The organism is Mycobacterium sp. ML4, from assembly GCF_054515735.1.
This window is the reverse complement of the sequence record NZ_JBTNSY010000012.1, coordinates 77,750-101,967: the sequence shown is the minus strand read 5'-3', so window position 1 is coordinate 101,967 and position 24,218 is coordinate 77,750. Positions and strand designations below refer to the sequence as shown.

At 68.0% G+C, this 24,218-nt stretch carries 20 protein-coding genes and 1 pseudogene; 18 read left to right on the top strand and 3 right to left on the bottom strand.

What is annotated here, in order from left to right:
• Window positions 1-4: 4 nt before the first annotated feature.
• The 7 genes and pseudogenes from mqo to ACX9NE_RS15465 all read left to right on the top strand — a co-directional run bounded on the left by mqo (window position 5) and on the right by ACX9NE_RS15465 (window position 8,736).
• On the top strand, window positions 5-1,486 hold the full coding sequence (mqo, locus tag ACX9NE_RS15495; protein WP_459362253.1) for a malate dehydrogenase (quinone): 1,482 nt from the start codon (window positions 5-7) through the stop codon (window positions 1,484-1,486).
• 4 nt (window positions 1,487-1,490) lie between these two features.
• Entirely contained in the window at window positions 1,491-1,973 is a 483-nt protein-coding gene (locus tag ACX9NE_RS15490; RefSeq protein ID WP_459362252.1) for a GNAT family N-acetyltransferase, read from the top strand.
• Window positions 1,970-3,811, top strand: coding sequence for a magnesium chelatase subunit D family protein (locus tag ACX9NE_RS15485; RefSeq protein WP_459362251.1), 1,842 nt, complete (start codon window positions 1,970-1,972; stop codon window positions 3,809-3,811). Before ACX9NE_RS15490 ends, ACX9NE_RS15485 begins: the two co-directional genes overlap by 4 nt.
• Before the next feature lies 1 nt (window position 3,812).
• Window positions 3,813-4,436 carry a cob(I)yrinic acid a,c-diamide adenosyltransferase gene (gene cobO, locus ACX9NE_RS15480; protein WP_459362250.1) on the top strand — a complete coding sequence of 208 codons (624 nt, stop codon included), beginning with the start codon at window positions 3,813-3,815 and terminating at the stop codon, window positions 4,434-4,436.
• A gap of 88 nt (window positions 4,437-4,524) precedes the next feature.
• Window positions 4,525-5,901 (top strand): cobyrinate a,c-diamide synthase, encoded by a 1,377-nt coding sequence (locus ACX9NE_RS15475; protein WP_459362249.1) that lies wholly within the window; start codon window positions 4,525-4,527, stop codon window positions 5,899-5,901.
• Between the two features lie 9 nt (window positions 5,902-5,910).
• Window positions 5,911-7,121: pseudogene (cobA, locus tag ACX9NE_RS15470) on the top strand (uroporphyrinogen-III C-methyltransferase).
• A gap of 22 nt (window positions 7,122-7,143) precedes the next feature.
• Window positions 7,144-8,736, top strand: a complete 1,593-nt coding sequence (locus ACX9NE_RS15465) for an MFS transporter (protein ID WP_459362248.1) — start codon at window positions 7,144-7,146, stop codon at window positions 8,734-8,736.
• A gap of 9 nt (window positions 8,737-8,745) precedes the next feature.
• On the opposite strand, the gene ACX9NE_RS15460 is transcribed toward ACX9NE_RS15465, so the two are convergent.
• The gene (locus ACX9NE_RS15460) at window positions 8,746-10,002 is read right to left on the bottom strand and encodes a sterol desaturase family protein (RefSeq protein WP_459362247.1); all 1,257 of its coding nucleotides are present in this window, start codon (window positions 10,000-10,002) and stop codon (window positions 8,746-8,748) included.
• A gap of 250 nt (window positions 10,003-10,252) precedes the next feature.
• Here ACX9NE_RS15460 and ACX9NE_RS15455 point away from each other — a divergent pair, with 250 nt between their 5' ends.
• The gene (locus ACX9NE_RS15455; protein WP_459362246.1) at window positions 10,253-12,007 is read left to right on the top strand and encodes a proline--tRNA ligase; all 1,755 of its coding nucleotides are present in this window, start codon (window positions 10,253-10,255) and stop codon (window positions 12,005-12,007) included.
• 11 nt (window positions 12,008-12,018) lie between these two features.
• On the opposite strand, the gene ACX9NE_RS15450 is transcribed toward ACX9NE_RS15455, so the two are convergent.
• Both ACX9NE_RS15450 and ACX9NE_RS15445 read right to left on the bottom strand, forming a co-directional pair.
• A complete protein-coding gene (locus tag ACX9NE_RS15450) occupies window positions 12,019-12,510 on the bottom strand; it encodes a ferritin-like domain-containing protein (RefSeq protein ID WP_459362245.1) in 492 nt (163 codons plus the stop codon).
• A complete protein-coding gene (locus ACX9NE_RS15445; protein ID WP_459362348.1) occupies window positions 12,507-13,034 on the bottom strand; it encodes a hypothetical protein in 528 nt (175 codons plus the stop codon). The genes ACX9NE_RS15450 and ACX9NE_RS15445 overlap by 4 nt, the downstream gene beginning before the upstream one ends.
• 225 nt (window positions 13,035-13,259) lie before the next feature.
• On the opposite strand from ACX9NE_RS15445, the gene rimP reads away from it, so the two are divergent.
• The 10 genes from rimP (at window position 13,260) to ACX9NE_RS15395 (ending at window position 24,201) form a co-directional block, all read left to right on the top strand.
• Window positions 13,260-13,796, top strand: coding sequence for a ribosome maturation factor RimP (gene rimP / locus ACX9NE_RS15440; protein WP_459362244.1), 537 nt, complete (start codon window positions 13,260-13,262; stop codon window positions 13,794-13,796).
• Window positions 13,793-14,824 carry a transcription termination factor NusA gene (gene nusA / locus ACX9NE_RS15435; RefSeq protein ID WP_459362243.1) on the top strand — a complete coding sequence of 344 codons (1,032 nt, stop codon included), beginning with the start codon at window positions 13,793-13,795 and terminating at the stop codon, window positions 14,822-14,824. Before rimP ends, nusA begins: the two co-directional genes overlap by 4 nt.
• A gap of 52 nt (window positions 14,825-14,876) precedes the next feature.
• Window positions 14,877-15,236, top strand: coding sequence for a YlxR family protein (locus ACX9NE_RS15430; protein ID WP_459362242.1), 360 nt, complete (start codon window positions 14,877-14,879; stop codon window positions 15,234-15,236).
• A gap of 84 nt (window positions 15,237-15,320) precedes the next feature.
• Entirely contained in the window at window positions 15,321-18,164 is a 2,844-nt protein-coding gene (infB, locus tag ACX9NE_RS15425) for a translation initiation factor IF-2 (protein ID WP_459362241.1), read from the top strand.
• A gap of 18 nt (window positions 18,165-18,182) precedes the next feature.
• Window positions 18,183-18,731, top strand: a complete 549-nt coding sequence (rbfA, locus tag ACX9NE_RS15420; RefSeq protein WP_459362240.1) for a 30S ribosome-binding factor RbfA — start codon at window positions 18,183-18,185, stop codon at window positions 18,729-18,731.
• On the top strand, window positions 18,694-19,716 hold the full coding sequence (locus tag ACX9NE_RS15415) for a DHH family phosphoesterase (RefSeq protein WP_459362239.1): 1,023 nt from the start codon (window positions 18,694-18,696) through the stop codon (window positions 19,714-19,716). The genes rbfA and ACX9NE_RS15415 overlap by 38 nt, the downstream gene beginning before the upstream one ends.
• Before the next feature lie 5 nt (window positions 19,717-19,721).
• Window positions 19,722-21,056, top strand: a complete 1,335-nt coding sequence (locus tag ACX9NE_RS15410) for an MATE family efflux transporter (RefSeq protein WP_459362238.1) — start codon at window positions 19,722-19,724, stop codon at window positions 21,054-21,056.
• A 102-nt stretch (window positions 21,057-21,158) separates the two neighbouring features.
• On the top strand, window positions 21,159-22,058 hold the full coding sequence (locus tag ACX9NE_RS15405; RefSeq protein WP_459362237.1) for a carbohydrate ABC transporter permease: 900 nt from the start codon (window positions 21,159-21,161) through the stop codon (window positions 22,056-22,058).
• Window positions 22,055-22,888 (top strand): carbohydrate ABC transporter permease, encoded by an 834-nt coding sequence (locus ACX9NE_RS15400; RefSeq protein WP_459362236.1) that lies wholly within the window; start codon window positions 22,055-22,057, stop codon window positions 22,886-22,888. Before ACX9NE_RS15405 ends, ACX9NE_RS15400 begins: the two co-directional genes overlap by 4 nt.
• Window positions 22,889-22,890: 2 nt before the next feature.
• Window positions 22,891-24,201, top strand: coding sequence for an ABC transporter substrate-binding protein (locus ACX9NE_RS15395; RefSeq protein ID WP_459362235.1), 1,311 nt, complete (start codon window positions 22,891-22,893; stop codon window positions 24,199-24,201).
• Window positions 24,202-24,218: the final 17 nt, after the last annotated feature.

Here is a 24,218-nt window from a genome sequence, read left to right as displayed (position 1 = left end):
TCCGGTGGCAGATTCAGCCAGAAGCGACGTAGTGCTGGTGGGTGCCGGAATCATGAGCGCCACCCTGGGTGCGTTGCTGCGGCGGCTGGAGCCCGAGTGGTCGATCACCGTGATCGAACGGCTGGATGGCGTCGGCGGCGAGAGCAGCAGCCCGTGGAACAACGCCGGCACCGGTCACGCGGGGTTGTGCGAAATGAACTACACCCCGGCCAGACCCGACGGCTCGATCGACATCACCAAAGCGGTACTGGTGAACGAGCAGTTCCAGGTCACCCGTCAGTTCTGGGCCTACGCGGCCGAAAACGGCATCCTGACCGACGTACGGAGCTTTCTCAACCGCGTCCCGCACGCGAGTTTCGTCCACGGCGCCGCCGGCGTGGACTACCTGCGGCGTCGCCGCGACGCACTGGCCCGCAACCCCTTGTTCGCCGCGACCGAGCTGATCGTGGACCCCGACGAATTCGCGCGCCGGCTTCCGTTGATGGCCACCGGCCGCGACTTCACCGAACCGGTTGCCCTGAACTGGGCGGCCGACGGCACGGACGTCGACTTCGCCGCCCTCGCTCGCCAGCTGATCGGATACTGCGTCCGAACCGGTGCCACGGTGCTGTTCGGTCACGAGGTTCGCAATGTGTCGCGCCGGCGCGATGGCCGTTGGACGCTCAACGTGGGCAACCGTCGCACCGGTGAAAAACGCGAGCTGACAGCCAAATTCGTCTTCATCGGTGCCGGCGGCGACGCACTGCCGCTGATGCAGAAGGCCGGGATCGAGGAGATCCGCGGCTTCGCCGGATTCCCGATCGGTGGCCGTTTCCTGCGCACCGCCAACCCCGGGCTCACCGCGGCGCATCACGCCAAGGTGTACGGAACTCCGGCCCCGGGGGCCCCGCCGCTGGGTGCGTTGCACCTGGACCTGCGGATGGTCAACCGCCGGCCGTGGCTGGTGTTCGGGCCTTACGCCGGATGGTCACCGAAGTTCTTGAAACACGGGCACTTCAGCGACCTGCCGCGATCGATCCGGCCGGACAACCTGGCGACCATGCTGGGCGCGGGCGTCCGGGAGACGACGCTGTTGCGGTATCTGATCGCCCAACTGCGGCTCAGCGGGCCGGACCGGGTTGCGGCGCTCCGTGAATTCGCGCCCGCTGCAAGGGATTCCGATTGGGAGCTGACGGTGGCCGGACAGCGGGTACAGGTGATCCGGCGGGCCAGGGGCCGGGGCGGCGCGCTGGAGTTCGGCACCGCCATCGTCGGTGCCCGCGACGGCAGCATCGCCGCCCTGCTCGGCGGTTCGCCGGGCGCCTCGACGGCGGTGCCGGCGATGATGGAGGTGCTGGAGCGCTGTTTTGCCGGCAGGTATCAGGCGTGGCTACCCACGTTGAAAGAGATCGTGCCGTCTCTGGGAGCTGCCTTATCGCGCGAACCCGCCCTCTATGACGAGCTGAGGTCGTGGACCGACAAGGCACTGCAATTGGAGGCGGCATAACACCATGAGTGAAGCCCTGCGCCGTGCGTGGTTCAAAGACCTTGACGCCCGCACGCTTTACGAACTTCTCAAGCTGCGGGTCGAGGTGTTCGTGGTCGAACAGGCCTGCCCCTACCCGGAGTTGGACGGGCGCGATCTGCTTGCCGAAACGCGGCACTTCTGGCTGGAATCATCTGACGGTGAGGTGATCTGCACCCTGCGATTGATGGAAGAGCACGCCGGCGGTGAGAAGGCGTTCCGGATCGGGCGGGTATGCACCAAGCGCAACGCCCGCGGTCGCGGCCACGCCACCAGGCTGCTGCGTGCCGCGCTGGCCGAGGTGGGCGACTACCCTTGCCGCATCGACGCGCAGAAATACCTGACCGAAATGTACGCCCGGCACGGGTTCGTGCGCGACGGCGATGATTACCTCGATGACGGCATCCCCCATGTGCCGATGCTCAGACCTGGTTCGGGCTCCGGTTCTCTTGCGGCAGGAGCCCGGTGAAGCCCTACCCGTTCAGTGCGATCGTCGGGCACGACCAGTTGCGGCTGGCGCTGCTGCTGTGCGCCGTGCGTCCGGAGATCGGGGGCGCGCTCATCCGCGGGGAGAAGGGCACCGCCAAGTCGACGGCGGTGCGGGGCCTCGCCGCATTGCTGGCGGCCGCAACGGAATCCGGCTCCGCCGGCCTGGTGGAGATGCCGTTGGCGGCGACCGAGGACCGGGTGGTGGGCTCGCTGGATCTGCAGCGAGTGCTACGTGACGGCGAACACGCATTCTCCCCGGGCCTGCTGGCCCGCGCGCACGGTGGCGTCCTCTATGTCGACGAGGTGAACCTACTGCACGATCATCTGGTCGACATCCTGCTCGACGCCGCCGCGATGGGCCGGGTGCACATCGAACGAGACGGTATCTCCCATACGCACGAGGCCCGATTCGTCCTGATCGGAACCATGAATCCCGAAGAGGGCGAACTACGTCCGCAACTGCTCGACCGATTCGGTCTGACGGTCGATGTGCACGCATCCCGTGACGTCGACGTGCGGGTGGAGGTGATCCGCCAGCGCATGGCCTATGAAGCGGACCCGGACGCGTTTGCGCAGAAATACGCCGGGGCCGACGCCGAACTGGCCCGCCGCATCGCGGTGGCCCGCACCATCGTCGACGACGTGGTGTTGCCGGACAACGAACTGCGCCGGATTGCAGCCCTGTGCGCGGCTTTCGACGTCGACGGCATGCGCGCCGATCTGGTGGTGGCTCGCACCGCCGCCGCGCACGCGGCGTGGCGCGGCGCGGGCAGCGTGGAAGAACAGGACATCCGGGTCGCAGCCGAACTGGCGTTGCCGCATCGTCGCCGCCGCGACCCCTTCGACGACCATGGCATCGAACGTGACCTGCTGGACGAAGCCCTGGCCCGCGCGGGCGCGGACTCCGAGGGTGAACCCGACCCCGATCCCGACCCGCCCGGCGGCGGTACATCCGCCGATCATCATGAGGGCGAACGCAATTCCACGCAGCCCAGGACATCCGCACCGCCGAAAGCCAGCGCGCCGCCCTCGAAGGTTTTTCGCACCCGCGCGTTGACGGTGCCCGGTGTGGGGGAAGGGGCACCCGGCCGGCGATCACGCGCCCGCAATGCGGCCGGCAGTATTGTGTCCGCGGCCGACCCGTCCGCTCCGGGCGCCCATGGCCTGCACCTGTTCGCGACGCTGCTCGCGGCAGCCGAAACCGCCTCGGGCCCCGGAGCGCTGCGGGTACAGCCGGAGAACCTGCGCCGGGCGGTCCGGGAAGGCCGCGAGGGCAACCTGGTGATCTTCGTCGTCGACGCATCCGGCTCGATGGCCGCACGCGACCGGATGGCCGCCGTCAGCGGTGCCGCTATGTCGTTGCTGCGCGATGCCTATCAGCGACGCGACAAGGTCGCCGTGATCACCTTCCGTCAGCAGGGAGCCAGGATTCTGCTGCCGCCGACCTCGTCGGCGCACATTGCCGGGCGCCGACTGGCCCGGTTCGACACCGGTGGCAAGACACCGCTGGCCGAGGGCCTGCTGGCCGCGCGGGAGCTGGTGATCCGCGAAAGGGTACGCGACCGCGCTCGCCGCCCCCTGGTGGTGGTACTGACCGACGGACGCGCCACGGCAGGACCAGACCCGTTGAGCCGCAGTTGGATTGCCGCTTCGAGGTTGGTCGCCGAAGGCGTCGCCGCCGTCGTCGTCGACTGCGAGACGTCCTATGTGAGACTGGGTCTGGCGCAGCAGCTGGCGCGTCAACTGGGCGGGCCCGCCATCCGGCTCGATCAGCTGCACGCCGAACACCTGACCCAGGCCGTCCGTAGCGTGGCGTGATATGCCCCAAGGAAATCCGATCGAAGTGCCCGATGACGGCTTGACCACAAGGGCGCGACGCAACACCCCGGTACTGGCCGTGCATACCGGCGCGGGCAAAGGCAAGTCGACGGCAGCGTTCGGAATGGCGTTGCGGGCCTGGAATGCCGGGATGGATGTGGCGGTTTTCCAGTTCGTCAAGAGCGCGAAATGGAGGGTGGGCGAAGAAGCGGCGTTTCGAGAGCTCGGTGCCCTGCACGAGCGCACCGGTGTGGGCGGGGCGGTGCAATGGCACAAGATGGGCTCGGGCTGGTCCTGGACACGCAAGTCGCGAAAGGACGATAGCCAGAAAGACCACGCCGCGGCGGCCGCCGACGGGTGGGCTGAGATCCGGCGCCGCCTGCAGGACCGGCAGCACGACTTCTATGTCCTCGACGAGTTCACCTACCCCTTGAAGTGGGGCTGGCTCGATGTCGACGACGTGGTGCAGACGCTGCGCGCTCGGCCGGGGCACCAGCATGTGGTGATCACCGGCCGCGACGCCCCGCCGCGGCTGATCGAGGCGGCCGACCTGGTGACCGAGATGAACAAGGTGAAGCATCCGATGGACGCCGGACGCAAGGGTCAGAAAGGCATCGAGTGGTGAACATGTCGTCTCATCGGCGCGAGCGCGCGCGTGTCTACGCCGACACGCCGTTGCGGGCGGCATTTTGCGGACGCTCGCGGACAGTCACATGACCTCAACGCCGGCGATAGTCATCGCCGCGCCCGCGTCGGGCAGTGGAAAGACCACGGTGGCAACGGGTTTGATCGGTGCGCTGCGCCAGGCCGGCCATCGGGTGGCCCCGTTCAAAGTCGGGCCGGACTTCATCGATCCGGGGTACCACACGTTGGCTGCGGGCCGGCCCGGCCGCAACCTGGATCCGGTGATGGTGGGCGAGCGGCTCATCGGACCGTTGTTCGGTCATGGCGGCCGTGGCACCGACATCGCGGTGATCGAAGGAGTGATGGGCCTGTTCGACGGCCGTATCGGCCCGGACGCGCGTGCTCCGGCGGCCGGATCCACGGCGCACGTCGCCGGACTGCTCGGTGCGCCGGTGATTCTGGTGGTGGACGCCCGCGGCCAGAGTCACAGCATTGCCGCATTGCTGCACGGGTTCTCCACCTTCGACGCGCAGACCCGGGTCCGCGGTGTCATCCTCAACCGCGTCGGGACGGACAGGCACGAGCTGGTGCTGCGGCAGGCGTGTGAGCAGGTCGGGATCCCCGTGCTGGGGGCGATTCCCCGCACGGCCGAATTGGAACTCCCGTCGCGGTATCTGGGGTTGGTGACGGCGGTGGAGTACGGTCGCCACGCCCGGCGCGCGGTCGAGGCGATGACGGCGCTGGTGGCTCGTCACGTCGATCTGCCCGGGGTCGTGGCGGTCGCCGGCAGCCGGGTCGACGACCCGCCCTGGGACCCGTCGCGTGCGGTCGCCCGTGTCGACCGCAAGGCGCGAGTCGCCCTGGCGTCAGGTAAGGCGTTCAGCTTCGGTTACGCCGAGCACGCGGAGCTGTTGGCCGCCACCGGCGCCCAGGTCGCCGAGTTCGACCCGCTCAACGAAGGCCTGCCGGACGGGACCACCGCCGTGGTGCTGCCCGGCGGCTTTCCCGAGCAGTTCGCCGCGGAGCTGTCCGCCAACGACGTCGTCCGGCGTCAGATCGCCGGGCTGGCCGCGGCGGGTGCTCCCGTACACGCGGAGTGTGCGGGACTGATCTATCTGGTCAGGGAACTGGACGGATTCCCGATGTGCGGGGTGCTGGCCGGTGCAGCGCGCTTCACCGATCGGCTCACCCTGGGATATCGGGACGCGGTCGCGGTCGCGGACTCCTCGCTGTACGGAGTCGGTCAGCGGGTGGTGGGCCACGAATTCCACCGGACGGCGGTCACCTTCGCCGACAGCTACCAGCCGGCCTGGGTCTACCGCGGCCGGGATCTCGATCGGGTGCCCGACGGTGTCGTGCACGCCGGCGTGCATGCGTCGTATCTGCACACGCACCCGGCCGCGGCGCCCGACGCGGTGGCCCGCTTCGTCGCGTACGCCGGCGAGCCGCGGCCGGCGGGACCTTAAGATTGCCCGGTGACTGAGAGCCCCTACCTGGTGGGACTGCGTCTGACCGGCCGCAAGGTGGTCGTCGTCGGCGGGGGAGGCGTCGCACAGCGCCGGTTACCGCTACTCATCGCCAGCGGCGCCGACGTGCACGTGATCACTCGCAGCGCCACCCGCGCCGTCGAGGCGATGGACGGGATCACGCTGTCACTGCGGCAATACCGGGACGGCGACCTGGACGGTGCCTGGTACGCGCTCGCCGCCACCGACGACCCGCAGGTCAACGCGGCCATCGTCGCCGAGGCCGAACGGTGCCGCGTGTTCTGCGTGCGCGCCGACATCGCCGTCGAGGGCACCGCGGTCACCCCGGCGTCGTTCAGCTATGCGGGACTTTCCGTCGGAGTGCTGGCCGGTGGTGAACACCGCCGTTCGGCGGCCATCCGGTCGGCGATCCGCGAGGCCCTACAAGAGGGACTCATCACGGAGGCCGGCTTCGGCGACGTCGTCCGGGGCACGGTGGCGCTGGTGGGTGGCGGTCCGGGGGATCCAGAACTGATCACCGTGCGAGGCCGCAGGTTGCTCGCCCAGGCCGACGTGGTGGTCGCCGACCGGCTTGCACCGCCGGAGCTGCTGGCCGAGCTGTCGCCACACGTGGAGGTGATCGACGCCGCCAAGATCCCCTATGGCCGTGCCATGGCCCAGGACGCGATCAACGCGGTGCTGATCGATCGGGCCAGGGCCGGCAAGTTCGTGGTGCGTCTCAAAGGCGGCGATCCGTTCGTGTTCGCCAGGGGGTACGAGGAAGTCCTGGCGTGCGCGGAAGCGGGCATTCCGGTGACTGTGGTGCCGGGTGTGACCAGTGCCATAGCTGTGCCCGCTCTGGCGGGCGTTCCGGTCACTCACCGGGCCACGAATCACGAGTTTGTGGTGGTCAGCGGCCATCTGGCGCCCGACCATCCCGAATCGTTAGTGAATTGGGACGCTTTGGCGGCATTGTCCGGCACCATTATTTTGCTGATGGCCGTCGAACGCATCGAGCTTTTCGTCGCCGCGCTATTGAAAGGCGGCCGACCTGCGGATACTCCGGTGATTGTGGTGCAGCAAGGAACGACGGCGGCGCAGCAGACGTTGCGGGCCACGCTCGCGGACACGCCGGAGAAGGTCCGCGCCGAGGGCGTTCGACCTCCCGCGATCGTCGTCATAGGGCCGGTGGCGGCGTTCGGGGTTTAAACGATTCTTAAGATTACTGTAAGGTAACCCGTTATGACGGCTCTCAACGACTCAGAGCGGGCAGTCCACACTTGGACTGATGGACGCTCAGAACGTTCGGCCCAGGAGCGTCCCACAAGATCGGTGGAGACCGCTTTGCAGCGCATGAGCAGGTACTACCCGACGTGGTTGCCCTCACGCCGGTTCATCGCCGCTGTCATCGCCATCGGCGGAATGCAGCTCCTGGCCACCATGGACAGCACCGTCGCCATCGTCGCGCTTCCTAAGATTCAGAACGAGCTGAGCCTCTCCGACGCCGGTCGTAGCTGGGTGATCACCGCTTATGTGCTGACCTTCGGCGGGCTGATGCTGCTCGGCGGCCGGCTCGGCGACACCATCGGGCGCAAGCGCACCTTCATCGTCGGTGTCGCGCTGTTCACCATTTCGTCGGTGCTGTGCGCGGTCGCCTGGGACGAGGTGACGCTGGTGATCGCCCGGCTCTCCCAGGGCGTGGGTTCGGCGATCGCCTCGCCGACCGGACTTGCGCTGGTCGCGACCACCTTCCCGAAGGGGCCGGCGCGTAACGCCGCGACGGCCGTGTTCGCCGCGATGACGGCGGTCGGATCGGTGATGGGCCTGGTGGTCGGCGGGGCGCTGACCGAGGTCTCGTGGCGGCTGGCGTTCATGGTCAATGTGCCGATCGGCTTGGTGATGATCTACCTGGCCCGCACCGCGTTGCGCGAGACCAACCGGGAGCGGATGAAGCTCGATGCCGCCGGGGCCATGCTGGCCACGCTGGCGTGCACGGCTGCCGTCTTCGCGTTCTCCGTGGGCCCGGAAAAGGGCTGGATGTCGGTGACCACCATCGGATCGGGTCTGGTGGCAATGGCCGCGGCCATCGCCTTCGCCATCGTGGAGCGCACCGCGGAGAACCCGGTCATTCCGTTCCAGCTGTTCCGCGACCGCAACCGCTTGGTCACCTTCATCGCGATCTTCCTGGCCGGTGGTGTCATGTTCACCCTGACGGTGTCCATTGGCCTGTACGTGCAGGACATCCTCGGCTACAGCGCGCTGCGCGCGGGCGTGGGCTTCATTCCGTTCGTCATCGGGGTGGGAATCGGCCTGGGTATCTCCTCTCAGCTGGTGTCCCGGTTTTCCCCGCGGGTGTTGACCATCGGCGGCGGCTGGCTGCTGCTGATCGCGATGATTTACGGCTCGATGTGCATGCATCGCGGCGCCGCCTACTTCCCCAATTTGGTGATGCCGATCGTGATCGGTGGGATCGGCATCGGCATTGTCGGTGTGCCGCTGACGCTGTCCGCGATCGCGGGTGTCGGTTTCGACCAGATCGGCCCGGTGTCGGCGATGACGCTCATGTTGCAGAGCCTGGGCGGGCCGCTGGTGCTGGCGGTCATCCAGGCCGTGATCACTTCCCGCACGCTGTACCTCGGCGGCACGACCGGTCCCGTGAAATTCATGAACGACTTCCAGTTGCAGGCGCTCGACCACGGCTACACCTATGGCCTGCTGTGGATCGCGGGAGCGGCCGTCATCGTCGGCATCGCGGCGCTGTTCATCGGCTACACGCCGGAGCAGGTCGCGCACGCGCAAGAGGTCAAGGAAGCGATCGACGCCGGAGAGCTGTAGCTCCCGGCGTCAGGCAGCACGGAGCGGCCAGATCAGCTGGCGCACGTAGCCTGCGGGTTCGCTGTCGTCGATGCCGTAGTGCGCCGGCCATTGGCGCGCCGGCAGGTAGAGCGTGCCGAACAGTGCGTCGACGACGGGAAACTCGCCGGCGTAGTTGGAGTTGTAGGCCTGCGGTTCACGGGCGTGGTGCCAGTGGTGGAACTGCGGGGTGGCGATCAGCCATCGCAGCGGTCCGAACGTTAGCCGCACGTTGGCATGGATGAAAATGGCCTGCAGGGTCACCAAAACCACGAACGCGCCCAGGCTGACGCGGCCGAACCCCAACGCATACAGCGGCAACACCGCGGACGAGCGGATGAAAATCTGATCGAGCGGGTGCAGGTGGTTTGCGGCGAGCCAATCCATTTCGCGAATGCTGTGGTGCACGCGGTGGAACCGCCACAACAGCGGAACCTCGTGCGCGGCGCGATGCCCCGCGTAGCCGCCGACGGTAGCGATCGCCAGGGCCGCGACAATCTGCACCGAGCTCGGACTCGCGGCGATCGCGGCGCGGAACGGGAGCGGCACCAAAGCCCGCGCAATGGTGCCCACAACCGCTACCACGACAACGAGTCCGACCTTGAGTGCCGCCCCATTGATCAGGTAATGCACCACGTCCGTGCGCCATCCCGCCCGCAGCACCTGGCGCGGGCGCAGGGCGAACAGGCGCTCCAGTGGTATGAAAATGATTGCCAGGATGACCATCCCGACCAGGATTCCGCCTCGCACGCTCAGCGCGCCCAAAACCAGCGCCGAGGTGAGCAGCACCAGGACGACGCCGCTGAATCCCGCGTCCCCCGGCGGGTCAGCCGGCCGCGCCGTCGCCGCGGGCTTGCTGCGGGTCGCCGGCCCCGGTAGTCGCCTCGGCAGCCGGCCCCACCCGGCCAGCACTCCGCCGGCCACGACAATTCCGGCCAGTCCGGCTACGGGCCGCTGCGTGGCCAGCCCGATCGCCACGATCAGAATCGTCGACTGGATTCCCAGTGCCGGCATGCTCAACACCCGCTGACCCCGCAGCACACGAATCGCGTGCCAGCCCACCAACGCCGCTGCCATCAGCAGCACCAACGCCGGCAATCCCGCGCCGGGGCCAAGACGAGTTCGCCCCATACCCGCGAGAACCCGTGCGGCATAGAGGAGCGCGATCAACTCGATGAAATACAAGAGGATCAAAGCCAGCACGATGGGCCGGGAATCGCGGGCAGCGCTGAACACACGGGCACGCATACGCGCCAACCTAACCCTTGCGGCTGAAGAACGGCTTAAATTTCACCGTTGAGCGGGCTGTGTTGGTTACCCCGGCGTCAGCCGGCCGGCTTGCAGCAGCACGTCACCGAGCCTGTAATTTCGCAGGGCCCTACTCGTACTTTGTCTGCGATTTTGCAGGCTCGGTGCAGGGGCGGTGCTCGATCTGAATTGCCGCACCCCCGCGGCGTGCCATCCCGGCCGCATCGTCGTCAGACTAGGCTTGCCGCCTGTGATCACCAGGATGTCCGAGCTGTTTGTGCGCACCTTGCGCGACGATCCCGCCGACGCAGAGGTGCCCAGCCACAGGCTCCTGATCCGCGCCGGGTATGTCCGGCCCATCGCCCCGGGCCTGTACAGCTGGCTGCCGCTCGGCCTGAAGGTGCTGCGCAACATCGAACGCGTGGTCCGTGAGGAGATGAACGCGATCGGCGGCCAGGAGATTCTGTTCCCGGCGCTGCTGCCGCGCGGCCCCTACGAGACGACGAACCGGTGGACCGAATACGGCGACAGCGTCTTCCGCCTGCAGGACCGCCGCGGTAACGACTACCTGCTGGGCCCCACCCACGAGGAAGTATTCACCCTGACCGTCAAGGGCGAGTACAGCTCCTACAAAGACTTCCCGCTGACGCTGTATCAGATCCAGACCAAATACCGGGACGAGGCGCGCCCGCGCGCCGGCATCCTGCGCGCCCGCGAGTTCGTGATGAAGGACTCGTACTCCTTCGACATCGACGCCGCGGGGCTCAAGGCCTCCTACCACGCCCACCGGGAGGCCTACCAGCGCATGTTCGACCGCCTGCAGGTGCGCTACGTGATCGTGTCCGCGGTCTCCGGAGCGATGGGCGGCAGCGCATCCGAAGAGTTCCTGGCCGAGAGCCCGATCGGCGAGGACACCTTCGTCCGGTGCGTGGAATCCGGCTACGCCGCCAACGTCGAAGCCGTCATCACCGCCCGCCCGGAGTCGAGGCCCATCGAAGGGCAGCCGCCGGCCCAGGTCCACGACACCGGCGACACCCCGACCATCGCCACACTCGTGGCGTGGGCCAACGAGGCCGAACTTGGCCTGGACCGCACCGTCACCGCCGCCGACACCCTCAAGAACGTCCTGGTGAAGGTCCGCCGGCCGGGGGAAGACTGGGAGCTGCTGGCCATCGGTGTGCCCGGTGACCGCGAGGTCGACGACAAGCGGCTGGGCGCGGCGTTGGAACCGGCCGAGTACGCCTTGCTCGACGACGCAGATTTTGCCCGCCACCCGTTCCTGGTCAAGGGTTACATCGGCCCGAAATCCCTGCGGGACAACGACGTTCGCTATCTCGTCGACCCGCGCGTCGTCGACGGCACCAGCTGGATCACCGGGGCCGACGAGCCCGGGCGCCATGTGGTGGGTCTGGTGGCGGGCCGCGACTTCACCGCCGACGGCACCATCGAGGCCGCAGAGGTGCGCGAGGGTGACCCGTCGCCCGATGGGGCCGGGCCGCTGGTGATGGCCCGCGGCATCGAGATCGGCCACATCTTCCAGCTCGGCCGTAAGTACACCGACGCGTTCAGCGCCGACGTGCTCGGCGAAGACGGCAAGCCGGTGCGGCTGACCATGGGCTCCTACGGCATCGGGGTATCGCGACTGGTCGCCGTCATCGCCGAACAGCACCACGACGAGCTCGGCCTGCGCTGGCCGGCGTCGGTCGCGCCGTTCGTTGTGCACCTGGTGATGGCCAACAAGGACCCCGAGGCCCGCCTGGGCGCCGCGAAGCTGGCCGCCGAGCTGGACATGGTGGGCGTCGACGTGCTGCTCGACGACCGGCAGGCATCACCGGGGGTCAAGTTCAAGGACGCCGAACTGCTCGGCGTGCCCTGGGTCGTGGTGGTGGGCCGCGGCTGGGCGGAGGGCAGAGTGGAGTTGCGCAACCGCTTCTCCGGAGAGACCAGTGAACTCAGCGTGGGCGAATCGCTGACCAGTGACCTGGTCGCGGCCATCAGCCCCTGAGAGCCGGCGGGCTACTCGTTGCCGCCCGGGAAGGACGTGGTGATCGGCCAGCCGCCGAGGACCTTGTTCCACCGCGCGGCCATCACCGCACTCTGCGTCAGCGCGGTCGAGGCGAACGCGCGATCCTCGGCCGTCTCGGCGTGCTCGACGACCGCCCGCCACGCCGTCGCGCCGTCGTTCTCCATCCGTGCCGCCAGCCGTGCCGCGTCTGCCGGGCTGCCCACCGGGGAGGGGAGCTGATAGCCGGCCGCGGCCGGTGGCACGGTGACCTTGCGTGCGGTCAGCATCGCGATGACGTCGTCGCGGCGCTGCCGGTGCTGGCTGAGCGCCTCCACCACCAGATCGTTAACGCTGGGAGGCGACAGCGCCGAGACGATGCCGTAGCCGTAGATGGTGCCGTGCTCGACGGCCAGCGCATCGCTGAGCGCCGACACGTCGGAGTCTTTACCGCCGGGACTCTGCTTGTGCGGAGCCGCGACGAAGCTGGGCTCGGCAGACGTCATATCGACGGCCCCCCGGGCACCAGCGCAACCTCACAGGATGCGGTGCAGGACGCGGCGATCGACGCAAGCAGACCGGCCCGATAGCCCGAAGACGTCGACACCAGGCGGTTGGCATCCTCAGCTGACTTGCGCAGCGAGTCGATGACGTCCGAGACCGGTGGCGGAGGTGGCGGCGGGGCCTCCGGCTCGGTGGAGCCGGAGCTCGTCGTCTCACTCGCAGACGAGACGAGCTTGCCCGCCGCCCGTGCGATCTCGGTCGACAGCGCCCGGGCGTGCGCGGCGCGCTGGGTGGCGACCACGGTCAGCGCGGCGGCGATCTGCGGGGGGCTGCCGATGGCGCCTGCCGCGGCACCGGCCAGCGCACTGTCATGGCGGGCCTGGTCCAACGGGCCTAACAACTCCTCGACGGCGGGGGGTTTGGGTGTGGACTCGCCGCAGGCGGTCACCACCACCCCGAGTGCAGCCAGGGCCGCACCGCCGGCGAGCACACCCCGCCTGCTGATGACGGGTACTGCTCTGGGCACGTTCCACATCCTGCCATCACCGCGCCCGGCGCCGACGCCAGCCACGATGCGGCCGGGTGGCGCAGATGCGGCCACGACGTCGTGAACGGGCGTCAACAGCGAATCCTGGCGTATCGTTGGTAGCTGGCTCTCCGAGTTCGCTGGGAGCGCCCCGCTTACGACACATCAGGCGGCAGACCGGCCGGAAACCGCCGATGACCGACAACTCAAGATGAGGAGCTCGCCGTGACCACCGAGCTACCTTCGCAGACGCAGGTGATCGAGCTACTCAGTGGCGAGTTCGCGCGCGCCGGTTACGAGATCGAAGACGTGGTCATCAACACTCGCACCCGCCCGCCGCGCATCACCGTGATCGCCGACGGCGACACCGCTCTTGACCTGGACTCCATCGCGGCGCTGTCACGCATCGCGTCGGATTTGCTGGATGGCCTCGACGGTGCGGGCGACGGCGCCAATGGCTATGTCCTCGAGGTCAGTTCCCCCGGTGTGGAACGACCGCTGACCGACGAGAAGCATTTCCGCCGGGCGCGGGGCCGCAAAGTGAACCTGGTGCTGGCCGACGGATCGCGGCTGACCGGCCGGGTCGGTGACACCGGCAACGGCACGGTGTCGGTGGTGGTCCGGATCGGCCGGGACTTCACGGTACGGCATGTCCCGCTATCGGAGATCACCAAAGCTGTTGTGCAGGTTGAGTTTTCACCGCCAGTGCAAGCCGAGCTGGAACTGTCGGGCGGGGTACCGGGGACGGAGGCCGAAGCATGAACATCGACATGGCCGCACTCCATGCGATCGAGGTGGACCGGGGCATCTCGGTCAACGAACTGTTGGAGACGATCAAATCCGCGTTGCTCACCGCCTACCGGCACACCGAAGGGCACCAGCCCGACGCCCGCATCGAGATCGATCGGAAAACCGGGATGGTGAAGGTGATCGCCCGCGAGACCGACGAAGACGGCAACCTGATCAGCGAATGGGATGACACACCCGAGGGTTTCGGCCGCATCGCCGCCACCACTGCGCGCCAGGTGATGCTGCAGCGTTTCCGCGACGCGGAGAACGAACGCACCTTTGGTGAGTTCTCCACCCGCGAAGGCGAGATCGTCGCCGGTGTCATCCAGCGTGACAGCCGGGCCAACGCCCGTGGCCTGGTCGTCGTCCGGATGGGCACCGAAGCCAAGGCCTCCGAGGGTGTGATCCCGGCCGCCGAGCAGGTGCCCGGCGAAAGTTACGAGCACGGCAACCGGCTGCGCTGCTACGTCGTCGGTGTCAGTCGCGGCTCCCGCGAGCCGCTGATCACGCTTTCGCGCACCCACCCGAACCTGGTGCGCAAGCTGTTCTCGCTGGAAGTTCCCGAGATCGCCGACGGCTCGGTGGAGATCGTGGCAGTGGCCCGCGAAGCCGGGCACCGGTCCAAGATCGCCGTCACGTCACGAGTGCCCGGTCTGAACGCCAAGGGCGCCTGCATCGGGCCGATGGGGCAGCGGGTCCGCAACGTGATGAGCGAGTTGTCGGGGGAGAAGATCGACATCATCGACTACGACGAGGACCCGGCGCGCTTCGTGGCCAACGCGTTGTCGCCGGCCAAGGTCGTGTCGGTGTCGGTGATCGACCCGAACGCCCGGGCCGCCCGCGTGGTCGTTCCTGACTTCCAGTTGTCGCTGGCCATCGGCAAGGAAGGACAGAACGCGCGGCTGGCCGCCCGCCTCACCGGGTGGCGCATCGACATCCGGGGTGACGCGCCGGGTCAGCCCGAACAGGGCGCGAGCCACGGGATGGCGCACGAGCGTTGACCCGGACCCGCGGGCGGTTCTGACCACCGGTCGGGTGACGCTAGACTGAGCCGTGATCCAGCGCGAGCCTTCGGCCTCCGGGACCAGCAGGACGCACCAACACATCGACGGACCGGTGCGGACATGTGTCGGATGTCGGAAGCGAGAGCTGGCCGCCGAACTGCTTCGAGTGGTGGCTAGGTCTACCGGGAACGGCAACTACGCCGTGATCGTTGACACAGCCGGAAGCCTGCCGGGGCGAGGTGCGTGGTTGCATCCCGTTCCGCAGTGCGCACAACAGGCGATCCGGCGGCAAGCCTTCACGCGAGCGCTGCGCATCACCGGTTCACCGGACACATCCGCGGTGACCGAGCATTTCAGCTCGGCGCACCGCGCAAAAGAACAGGTAGCAACGAACATGAGCACACCGTGAAGTCCCGATGACTCCCACCTCTATGCGTTACAGCTAGCACCCGAGGCGCGGCCCACGACTGTCGCCTCATAGACAGGAGATGTAGTGGCAGGTAAGGCCCGCGTACACGAGTTAGCCAAGGAACTCGGTGTCACCAGCAAGGAAGTTCTCGCCCGACTGACCGAACAGGGCGAATTCGTCAAATCGGCATCATCGACGGTGGAAGCACCCGTGGCACGGCGGTTGCGCGAGTCGTTCGGCGGCGGCAAACCCGCCGCCGCGAAGAGCCCGCAATCGGTCCCCGCGGCCAGCGCCCCGACGGCGGCCAAGCCCGCCGCGAAAGCGGCCCCGTCAGCTGCGGATTCGGCTCTGGACCGCGCGCTGGACAAGGCGGTCGGCAATGGCGCGCCCACCAGCGCTCCGGCACGGCCGGCCGCCCCCGAGCGACCGGCCACTCCGGCGCCGCCGGCTGCACCGGCCACCCCGGCCGCTCCCGCAGCCAGGGCCGCCAAGCCGGCGCCCCCGGCCCCGCCGGCTCCCGCTCCGGCGGCCCCGCCACCGGCACAGCCGCCCACACCGCAGGCCCCGCAGGCGGGCGTGACGCCCGGACCCCGCCCGGGTCCCATGCCTAAGCCCGGCGTGCGCACCCCCCGCGTCGGCAACAACCCGTTCTCCTCGGCGCAGCCGGTGGACCGGCCGATTCCGCGTCCGCATCCGCAGGCTCCGCGCCCCGGCGCACCCCGGCCGGGTGCCCCACGACCGGGCGGGGCCTCTCCGGGCAGCATGCCGCCGCGTCCCGGTGGCGCCTCCGGCGGGCCTCGTCCGCCGCGCACCGGCGCACCCCGGCCCGGCGGTGCCCGCCCCGGTGGAAGTGGCGGTCCCGGCGGCGGTGGCGGCGGCGGTAACTACCGCGGCGGCGGCGGCGTCGGCGCTGCACCCGGCGGTGGCGGCGGTTTCCGGGGTCGTCCCGGTGGCGGTGGACCCCCCGGCGGTGGCGGCGGTGGCGGCGGCCGCCCCGGTCAGCGCGGTGGTGCGGCAGGTGCGTTCGGCCGTCCCGGTGGCGCGCCGCGGCGTGGCCGCAAGTCCAAGCGGGCCAAACGCGCCGAGTACGAGAACATGCAGGCGCCGGTCGTCGGTGGCGTGCGATTGCCGCACGGCAACGGCGAGACCATCCGGCTGGCCCGGGGTGCGTCGCTGAGCGACTTCGCCGACAAGATCAACGCCAACCCGGCCGCGCTGGTGCAGGCGCTGTTCAACCTGGGTGAGATGGTCACGGCCACCCAGTCGGTGGGCGACGAGACGCTCGAGCTGCTGGGCAGCGAGATGAACTACAACGTTCAGGTCGTCAGTCCCGAGGACGAGGACCGCGAGCTGCTGGAGTCTTTCGATCTCTCCTACGGAGAAGACTCAGGGGACGAAGGCGATCTGCAGACCCGCCCGCCGGTGGTCACCGTGATGGGTCACGTCGACCACGGCAAGACCCGCCTGCTGGACACCATCCGTAACGCCAGCGTCCGCGAGGGCGAGGCGGGTGGCATCACCCAGCACATCGGCGCCTACCAGGTCGGCGTCAATTTCGAGGGCAGCGAGCGGCTGATCACCTTCATCGACACCCCGGGTCACGAGGCGTTCACCGCGATGCGTGCCCGCGGCGCGAAGGCCACCGACATCGCCATCCTGGTGGTCGCGGCCGATGACGGCGTGATGCCGCAGACGGTGGAGGCCATCAACCACGCCCAGGCCGCCGACGTGCCGATCGTGGTGGCGGTCAACAAGATCGACAAGGAGGGCGCCGACCCGGCCAAGATTCGCGGGCAGCTCACCGAATACGGTTTGGTGGCAGAGGATTTCGGCGGCGACACGATGTTCGTCGATATCTCCGCCAAGCAGGGCACCAACATCGAGGCGCTGGAAGAGGCGGTGCTGCTGACCGCCGACGCCGCCCTGGATCTGCGGGCCAACCCCGACATGGAGGCCCAGGGTGTGGCCATCGAGGCGCACCTGGACCGCGGTCGCGGGCCGGTGGCCACCGTGCTGATTCAGCGCGGCACGCTGCGGGTCGGCGACTCCATCGTCGCCGGCGACGCTTACGGCCGCGTCCGCCGCATGGTCGACGAGCACGGCGAGGACATCCACGAGGCGTTGCCGTCGCGCCCGGTGCAGGTCATCGGCTTCACGTCGGTGCCCGGCGCCGGTGACAACCTGCTGGTCGTCGACGAGGACCGCATCGCCCGCCAGATCGCCGACCGGCGCAGCGCCCGCAAGCGCAACGCCCTGGCCGCCCGCAGCCGCAAGCGGATCAGCCTGGAGGACCTGGACTCGGCGCTGAAGGAAACCAGCCAGCTGAACCTGATCCTCAAGGGCGACAACGCCGGTACGGTCGAGGCGCTGGAAGAGGCCCTGATGGGTATCGAGGTGGACGACGAAGTGGCGCTGCGCGTCATCGACCGCGGTGTCGGCGGCATCACCGAGACCAACGTCAACCTCGCGTCGGCGTCGGATGCGATCATCATCGGCTTCAATGTGCGTGCCGAAGGCAAGGCGACGGAGCTGGCGAACCGCGAAGGCGTCGAGATCCGCTACTACTCGGTCATCTACCAGGCGATCGACGAGATCGAGAAGGCCCTGCGCGGCATGCTCAAGCCGATCTACGAGGAGAACCAGCTCGGCCGTGCCGAGATCCGGGCGATCTTCCGGTCCTCGAAGGTCGGGATCATCGCGGGCTGCATGATCACCTCCGGGGTGGTGCGCCGCAACGCCAAGGCCCGGCTGTTGCGGGACAACATCGTGGTGACCGAGAACCTCTCGATCCACTCGCTGCGGCGGGAGAAGGACGACGTCACCGAGGTCCGGGAGGGCTTCGAGTGCGGTCTGACCCTGGGCTACTCGGACATCAGGGAAGGCGACATCATCGAGTCCTTCGAGCTCGTCCAGAAGGAACGTTCCTGATGAGCCCGGTGAGCTGGCATGGCTGACCCCGCCCGGGCACGCCGGCTGGCCAGACGGATCAGCACGATCGTCGCTTCGGCGATCGAGTACGAGATCAAGGATCCGGGGCTGGCCGGAGTGACGATCGTCGACACCAAGGTCACCAACGACCTGCATGACGCGACGGTCTACTACACGGTGATGGGCCCGACGCTGGACGACGAGCCCGATTACGCCGGCGCCGCCGCGGCCCTGGACCGGGCCAAGGGTGTCCTGCGGACCAGGGTGGGAGCGGGCACCGGTGTGCGCTTCACCCCGACCCTGACCTTCACCCGCGACACGACGTCGGACACGGTGAACCGGATGGAGGAGTTGCTGGCCCGGGCGCGCGCCGCGGATGCCGATCTGGCGCGCGTGCGGGTGGGCGCCAAACCGGCAGGGGAGGCCGACCCGTACCGTGAGAGTGGGTCGGCGGCCGAACCGCCGGCCGCCGGGGGGCGTGGAGATATCGAAGCTTTGGGGGTACCACCCGCTTGCGGGGGAGACACCGATGACGATAGTCAATCGCAAGATCGATCCGAAGACTGACCTGACCGGCATGCCGCGCCTGAACGGGGCGCGCGTCGACGTCGTCGGCGCCGTCGAGTTGTTGGCGGGCGCGGATTCGGTCGCGGTGGTCTGCCACGTCCATCCCGACGCCGACACGATAGGCGCCGGCCTCGCCCTGGGCGCGGTGCTCGACCGGTGCGACAAGAAAGTCCAGGTCAGCTTCGCCGCGCCGGCGGAACTGCCGGAGTCGCTGCGCTCACTTCCCGGCTGTCACCTGCTGGTGGCCCCCGACGAGGTGCTTCACGACGTGGACCTGGTGGTCACCGTCGACGTCCCGAGCATGCATCGGCTCGGCTCGCTGCAGGATCTGGCCGGTCCCGGCCAGGAACTGCTGGTCATCGATCACCACGCGTCCAACGGATTCTTCGGCACCGCCAACTTCGTGGACACGTCCGCGGATTCGACAACCATGATGATCGCCGAGATCCTCGACGTATGGGGCAAGCCGATCGACCGCGATGTGGCGCACTGCATCTACGCCGGGTTGACCACCGACACCGGGTCGTTCCGCTGGGCCAGCGCTCGCGCCCTGCGGCTGGCCGCCCGGCTCGTGGACATCGGCGTCGACAACGCTGCCATCAGCCGGTCGCTGATGGATAGTCATCCCTATGCCTGGTTGCCGATGCTTTCCCGGGTGCTGGGGACCGCCCAGTTGCTGCCCGAGGCGGCCGGCGGGCAGGGATTGGTCTACGCGGTGGTGGACCACCACGAGTGGGTCAACGCGCGGTCTGAGGAAGTCGAGAGCGTTGTCGACATTGTGCGCACCACGCAGGAGGCCGGGGTGGCGGCGGTGTTCAAGGAAGTCGCACCTGAGCAATGGTCGGTATCGATGCGGGCCAAATCGATCGATCTGGCCACCGTGGCGATCGGATTCGGCGGCGGCGGCCACCGTTTGGCGGCCGGCTACTCGACCACTGGCTCCATCGACGATGTGGTGGCCGCGCTGCGCGCGGCGCTCGATTAGCCGCCTTGCCGCAGAGCGGGCGGGATCCCGGTCGGCCTACCACCGGCGGCCGCCAGATTGCGGCACTGGCGCTGCCCGCTTTGGGTGTGCTGGCCGCTGAGCCGTTGTACCTGCTGTTCGACACCGCGGTGGTCGGCCGGCTGGGGGCGGTTCCGCTGGCGGGCCTGGCCGTCGGCAGCCTGATCCTCGGCCTGGTCAGCACCCAGCTGACGTTTCTGTCCTACGGCACCACCGCCCGGGCGGCTCGCTTCTACGGTGCCGCGGACCGCGTCGCGGCTGTCAACGAGGGCGTCCAGGCGACGTGGCTGGGCCTGGGCCTGGGTGCGGCCATCGTCCTTGTGGTTCAGGCCGTGGCGGAGCCGGTGGTTGAGGTGATCGGATCCAATGGTCCCATTGCCTCCGTCGCCCTGCCTTGGCTGCGGATCGCCATCGCGGGTGCCCCGGCGATCCTGGTCTCACTGGCCGGGAACGGCTGGATGCGCGGCGTGCAGGACACCGTGCGGCCGTTGCGTTATGTGGTCACGGGTTTCGCTGTCTCGGCGCTCATGTGCCCGCTGCTGGTGTACGGCTGGGCGGGCGTGCCGCGGCTGGGCCTGCCCGGTTCGGCGGTCGCGAATCTGGCCGGCCAGTGGCTGGCGGCGCTGTTGTTCGGCGGCGCACTGCTGGCCGAACGCATCCCGCTGCGGCTCGATCGCGCCGCACTACGTGCCCAGCTGGTGATGGGGCGCGATTTGATCCTGCGCAGCATGGCCTTTCAAGTCTGTTACGTCTCGGCCGCCGCGGTGGCCGCACGGTTCGGGGCAGCCGCACTGGCCGCCCACCAGATTGTGTTGCAGCTGTGGACATTTCTAGCGCTGGTGCTGGATTCGCTGGCCATCGCCGCGCAATCACTGGTGGGCGCCGCGCTGGGGGCCGGCGACGCCGGGCATGCCAAGTGGGTCGCGTGGCGGGTGTCGTGGTTCTCGCTGTTGGCGGCCGGCCTGCTGGCCCTCGCATTCGGGGCGGGCTCGGCGGTACTGCCGGACCTGTTCACCGACGACGGCTCCGTGCTGGCCGCGGTGGCTGTCCCGTGGTGGTTCATGGTGGCCCAATTGCCGATTGCGGGAGTAGTTTTCGCGCTGGACGGCGTGCTGCTGGGGGCCGGAGACGCCGCGTTCATGCGCACCGCTACGGTCGCCAGCGCGTTGCTGGGATTTCTGCCGTTGATCTGGTTATCGCTGCTTTTCGGATGGGGCCTGGCCGGCATCTGGTCCGGGTTGAGCACCTTCATGGTGTTGCGGTTGGCCTTAAGCGGATGGCGGGCGCTGTCCGGGCGGTGGCTGGTCACGGGGACGGGCTGAGCCCGTCCGCTCTGGCGAGATTGCCGTGGTGGTTGTGGTTGACCACATAATCACTGCCGTGACGGCAATCTCGGCGCCGATGGGCCGGGCTACACTGCGCCGGTGAGGACGACGGAGCGGGCCCGGCGCCGCGCGTGGAGTGACTACGCGCTGTTCGTCGTGCTCGTCGGTCCCAACGTGGCGTTGCTGCTGCTGTTCATCTACCGGCCGCTGGCCGACAACATCCGGTTGTCGTTTTTCGACTGGAACATCTCAGACCGGGAAGCGGAATTCATCGGGCTGTCCAATTACGCGGAGTGGTTCACCCGTTCCGACACGGCCCGGATCGTGCTCAATACGGCGGTGTTCACCGTGGCGGCGGTGGCGGGCTCTATGGTATTGGGTTTGGCCCTGGCCATGCTGCTCGATCAGCCGCTGCGCGGCCGGAACCTGGTGCGCTCCACGGTGTTCGCTCCGTTCGTGATCTCCGGTGCGGCGGTCGGTCTGGCCGCCCAGTTCGTCTTCGACCCACACTTCGGCCTCATTCAGGACCTGCTGCACCGCCTTGGGCTCGGGGTGCCCGATTTCTACCAGGACGCGCACTGGGCGATGTTCATGATCACCGTCACCTATGTCTGGAAGAACCTCGGCTACACCTTCGTCATTTATCTGGCGGCGTTGCAGGGGGTGCGTCGAGATCTGTTGGAGGCGGCGCAGATTGACGGAGCCGGACGGTGGGCCACCTTCCGTGCGGTGACGTTGCCTCAGCTGCGGCCGACCACGTTCTTTCTGTCGATCACCGTGATGATCAGTTCGCTGCAGGTTTTCGACGTCATCAACGTCATGACCCGCGGCGGTCCGGAGGGCACCGGCACCACCACCATGGTCTACCAGGTGTATGTGGAGACCTTTCGTAATTTTCGCGCCGGCTACGGCGCTGCGGTGGCCACGATCATGTTCCTGGTGCTGCTGGCCATCACCTATTACCAGGTGCGAGTGATGGACAGGGGTCAGCGCCAATGACTTCCGATGGCTTGCGCCCGGCCCGGCTGCTGGGTTACGCCGCGATGCTGCTCGTGGTTGCACTGATCGCCGGCCCGCTGACCTTCGTGTTCTTCACCTCACTCAAAGATCAGCCCGACGTCTATTCGCAGCCGACCACCTGGCTGCCGCCACACTGGGATTTCCAGAATTACCGCACTGCCACCCACCAGATTCCGTTCTGGACATATGTGCGCAACTCGGTGATCATCACCTCCGCGCTGGCGGCGGTGAAATTCGTCCTTGGTGTGCTGAGTGCTTTCGGACTGGTGTTCGTGCGCTTCCCGGGCCGCAATGTGGTGTTCCTGCTGATCATCGCCGCATTGATGGTGCCCAACCAGATCACGGTGATCTCCAACTACGCGCTGATCTCCCAATTGGGTCTGCGCAACACTTTCCCCGGCATCATCTTGCCGTTGGCCGGCGTCGCGTTCGGGACCTTTCTGATGCGCAACCACTTTCTCTCGCTGCCCGCCGAGGTGATCGAGGCGGCCCGGATGGACGGCGCCCGGTGGTGGCAACTGCTGCTGCAGGTCGTGCTCCCCATGTCGGGGCCCACCATGGTGGCGTTCGGCATCATCACGGTCGTCAACGAATGGAACGAATATCTGTGGCCGTTCCTGATGTCCGACGACGAATCGGTGGCGCCGTTGCCGGTGGGCCTGACCTTCCTGCAGCAGGCCGAAGGCGTCACCAACTGGGGACCGGTGATGGCGGTAACGTTGTTGGCGATGTTGCCGATCCTGCTCATCTTCGTCGTGTTGCAACGGCAGATGATCAAGGGTCTCACGTCGGGCGCGGTGAAGGGATAGCGATGCAGCCCCTGAATCGCAGGCGGTTTCTGACGCTGGCCGCCGCCGGTGTGACGTCCGGTTGTGCCGGCCTGGGCGACCGCAGCCCGATCAAATCCGGCGATGGCCCAATCACGTTCTGGTCCAATCACCCTGGGCTGTCCACACCGGTGGAGCGGGAATTGATCGGCCGTTTCCGGGCAAAGTTTCCAGGGTTGCAGGTCAAGTTGATCGACGCCGGCAAAGACTACGACGAGGTCGCGCAGAAGTTCAATGCCGCACTCATCGGCGCCGACGTGCCCGATGTCGTTGTGCTGGACGACATCTGGTGGTTCCACTTCGCGCTCAGTGGTGTGCTGTCCCCGCTCGACGATCTGTTCCGGGAGGTGGGAGTCGACACCGGGGACTACGTGGATTCCCTGTTGGCCGACTACGACTTCGGCGGGCGCCACTACGCGGTGCCCTACGCGCGTTCTACGCCGCTGTTCTATTACAACAAGGCGATTTGGGAGCGGGCGGGCCTGCCGGACCGCGGTCCGAACTCCTGGCCGGAGTTCGACGATTGGGGCCCGCGACTGCAGCGCGTTGTCGGTCCCGGCAAGTGGGCGCACGGCTGGGCGAATTTCGAAACGATTTCGTGGACGTTCGAAGGGCCGAACTGGGCGTTCGGCGGCGCCTATTCCGACGAATGGACCCTGAGATTCACCGACCCGTCGACGATTGCGGCGGGCAACTTTCTGCGCGATTCGATACACGCCAAGCGTTATGCGACGGTCGCCCACAGCATTGCCAACGAGTTCGCCACCGGCATCCTGGCCTCAACGGTGACTTCCACGGGAACGCTGGTCGGCATCGCCGCCGCGGCGCGCTTCGATTTCGGCGTGGCGCCGTTGCCCACCGGGCCCGGTGGCGCTCCGGCCTGCCCGACCGGCGGCGCCGGCCTGGCGATCCCGATGAAGCTGTCGCAGGAGCGAAAGATCAACGCGCTCAAATTCATTGCCTTCATCACCAACCCACGCAACACCGCCTACTTCAGCCAGCACACCGGATACCTGGCGGTGCGTAAGTCCGCGGCCGGCGATCCCAGCCAGCAGCAGTATCTGGCCGAGCACCCCCGTGCCCGCGTCGCGCTCGATCAACTGCCGCACACCCGCCCGCAGGACTACGCGCGGGTTTTCCTGCCAGGTGGCGATCGCGTCATCGCATCCGGCCTGGAATCCGTCGGCCTCAAGGGCGCCGACGTGGGCGCAACGTTCGCCAGCATGCAGCGGCAGCTGCAGGCCATTTACGATCGGCAGATCAGACGCAAATTGTCCGGATTCCGGCACGGCTGAAGCGTGACGGTCAATAG

What these genes read in the sequence shown, in the direction of transcription:
- ACX9NE_RS15415 (WP_459362239.1), top strand. Translation starts at nt 18,694, where the DNA reads ATGACGATAGTCAATCGCAAGATCGATCCGAAGACTGACCTGACCGGC.
- ACX9NE_RS15395 (WP_459362235.1), top strand. Translation starts at nt 22,891, where the DNA reads ATGCAGCCCCTGAATCGCAGGCGGTTTCTGACGCTGGCCGCCGCCGGT.
- rbfA (WP_459362240.1), top strand. Translation starts at nt 18,183, where the DNA reads ATGGCTGACCCCGCCCGGGCACGCCGGCTGGCCAGACGGATCAGCACG.
- ACX9NE_RS15465 (WP_459362248.1), top strand. Translation starts at nt 7,144, where the DNA reads ATGACGGCTCTCAACGACTCAGAGCGGGCAGTCCACACTTGGACTGAT.
- cobO (WP_459362250.1), top strand. Translation starts at nt 3,813, where the DNA reads ATGCCCCAAGGAAATCCGATCGAAGTGCCCGATGACGGCTTGACCACA.
- ACX9NE_RS15475 (WP_459362249.1), top strand. Translation starts at nt 4,525, where the DNA reads ATGACCTCAACGCCGGCGATAGTCATCGCCGCGCCCGCGTCGGGCAGT.
- ACX9NE_RS15400 (WP_459362236.1), top strand. Translation starts at nt 22,055, where the DNA reads ATGACTTCCGATGGCTTGCGCCCGGCCCGGCTGCTGGGTTACGCCGCG.
- ACX9NE_RS15450 (WP_459362245.1), bottom strand. Translation starts at nt 12,510, where the DNA reads ATGACGTCTGCCGAGCCCAGCTTCGTCGCGGCTCCGCACAAGCAGAGT.
- ACX9NE_RS15460 (WP_459362247.1), bottom strand. Translation starts at nt 10,002, where the DNA reads ATGCGTGCCCGTGTGTTCAGCGCTGCCCGCGATTCCCGGCCCATCGTG.
- ACX9NE_RS15490 (WP_459362252.1), top strand. Translation starts at nt 1,491, where the DNA reads ATGAGTGAAGCCCTGCGCCGTGCGTGGTTCAAAGACCTTGACGCCCGC.
- nusA (WP_459362243.1), top strand. Translation starts at nt 13,793, where the DNA reads ATGAACATCGACATGGCCGCACTCCATGCGATCGAGGTGGACCGGGGC.